This window comes from Candidatus Jordarchaeum sp., assembly GCF_052745115.1.
The window spans coordinates 1-2,284 of record NZ_JBRAKS010000484.1; the positions used below are offsets into that span (position 1 = coordinate 1).

3 protein-coding genes are annotated in these 2,284 nt (G+C 41.2%); 2 read left to right on the forward strand and 1 reads right to left on the reverse strand.

Annotated elements, in window-relative coordinates:
* Positions 1-32: 32 nt before the first annotated feature.
* Positions 33-473 carry an arginase family protein gene (locus ACUVXA_RS19885; protein WP_445873032.1) on the forward strand — a complete coding sequence of 147 codons (441 nt, stop codon included), beginning with the start codon at positions 33-35 and terminating at the stop codon, positions 471-473.
* Between the two features lie 118 nt (positions 474-591).
* Positions 592-1,614 carry a radical SAM/SPASM domain-containing protein gene (locus ACUVXA_RS19890; protein ID WP_445873033.1) on the forward strand — a complete coding sequence of 341 codons (1,023 nt, stop codon included), beginning with the start codon at positions 592-594 and terminating at the stop codon, positions 1,612-1,614.
* Between the two features lie 60 nt (positions 1,615-1,674).
* Here ACUVXA_RS19890 and ACUVXA_RS19895 read toward each other — a convergent pair whose 3' ends face one another.
* A complete protein-coding gene (locus ACUVXA_RS19895; RefSeq protein ID WP_445873034.1) occupies positions 1,675-2,205 on the reverse strand; it encodes a GNAT family N-acetyltransferase in 531 nt (176 codons plus the stop codon).
* Positions 2,206-2,284: the final 79 nt, after the last annotated feature.

The window sequence follows — 2,284 nt, forward strand, 5'->3', positions numbered from 1 at the left end:
CAGGAACCGAACACCATCTGGAAGTGTCCTAGATGGGTAAGTTTCGGACAACGGCCTCCGAGCTAGAACACGTTAAGGGAATCACGCAAATAGGTATCCGAGGATTACTTAATCCCACTTTTATCACAGATAATGCGAAGGAGTATGGCTCCAAAATAATTACGGCTGAGAAAGCAATAAAACAGGGAACGAAATGGGTGTTAGAGCAAATTCCATATGATGAAAAAATATATGTATCCATAGACATAGATTCCCTTGATGCGTCAGTGGCTCCCGGAACAGGAACCCCGGAGCCTGGAGGATTCACGTACCTTCAGATGAGGGACATGCTCACCGCTCTTCCAAAGAAGGGAAAAATTGTAGGGTTTGACCTAGTGGAGGTAAACTCACTTTATGATCCTACGGGTGTTACGGCTCAGTTAGCTGCAAGGCTCGTGATAGACTTCCTAGCAGCCATAAGGGATGAAAAATAGCATCACCAATTTCTCACCTATAATATCTAGACTTTCGCCTATTTTTTTCTGAATCATAAACTATTTAAACTATAGAATTAAGATAATTAGCAAAATTGAAAAAATGAGGGTGTTGAAAATGGAGCAAAGCCCATATGCGGATGATGGAGCCTTATGGCTGGAAAAAGGTATTCCTCTAGACTTTAACCTAGAGAAGCTCTCCATGTGGCTAGAAAAAAAAGGTCCAATCTCATACTTGATGTTCGGTATAACTTACCAATGCCAGTGTCATTGCAGGCACTGTTGCACCGGTAATTACATAAAAGAAAAGCATAGAGATTTGACAACTGAAGAGGTTAAGAACGTGCTGGATCAAGCCGATAAAGCTTTGGTGGTCAACTTCTTCGGTGGGGAACCAACCTTGAGAAAAGACCTCATGGAGCTAATAAGCTACGCTAGAGATAGATCAGTGTTCGTGTTTGTGGATACTAATGGGATAAAGGTCACAAAAGATTACGCTCAACAATTGAAAGACAGTGGACTTGATCTACTCTACGTTAGTATCGACAGTCCGTACGCCGAAGTACACAATGAGTATCGAGGATATAAAGGGTGTTTTGAAAAAGCTGTCGGAGCGGTGAAAAATGCGCTTGATGTGGGCTTACATTGTGTACTATCTACCTATATTACGAAAGAAAATCTAGCTAACGGTGATTTTGAAAAAGTGATCCAAATGGCAAAAGATTTGGGTGCCACGGGAGTAAGATACCTATTGCCCACCCCGGCTGGTAGATGGCTCCACAATGTTGATGTAAGGCTGTCACCCGAGGAGGAAAAGAGGGTAAGAAAACTCGTGGATTTCCCATTTGTGTGTCGAGATTTCTACTTCCAAAATCAAGCTTCAAGCCGGTGTAGGGGAGTGGCAGACAAAGAATACATTTACATTTCCCCCTATGGAGATGTTCAACCATGTTGTTTTATGCCCCTCTCCTTTGGAAATATCAGGGACGAGCCTCTAAAAGTCATTCTAGAAAAAATGTGGAGTCACCCAATGTACAGTGAACCCTGCATTTTCAACGAGTGCCCAATGCTAAGCGAAGATTTTAGAAATAAATACATCGATACAATTCCCCCAGAAACAAAACTCCCATTTAGAATGTAATGTAGTATCCGGATAGCAGTCCAAATAACTTAAACATTAAATCAATATTGTTCGAGAATCTTATTGCAGAGGCAAGTCGGCTTTATACTCGCCGATATCAGAAACCCATTTGACCGCGAAGCCAAGTTTTTTAACCACATGAATTATTCTCCTATTTGTAGGAGACAGGTAAGCGTACAACCTTTTTACCCCCATTTTTCGAGCCACTTCTATTGTATATTCGAGTAGTTCTGTCCCTATTCCCTGACCTTGATAATCGTCGTGTACCACTATTGCTATCTCGGCTTCCTCAGTGGTTTTATCCACGTAGTATCGGGAATCGGCAATGATTTTTTCTTTCCCATTTTCTTTCACTATTGCTACCAGAGCCATTTTGTCATCATAGTTTACTTCGCACCACTGCTCCACTATCCACCTGGTGACGGGTTGATAGTTTAGGAAGCGGTAATAGTTTGTTTCTTTGGAGAGTGTGCTGTACATTTCGTATAGTTTATCTTTGTCCTCATCCGGTTTTAACGGTCTGACCAGTGCTTCCGTCCCGTCTCGCATCTTCAAAACTGTTTCTAACTTCTCCGGATAAATAATGTGCATACTCTCAGCTTCTTACTTATTAAATAAATATTTTATCTACTATTAATTCCGATAGATTAAAAATTTGATACAAATATAC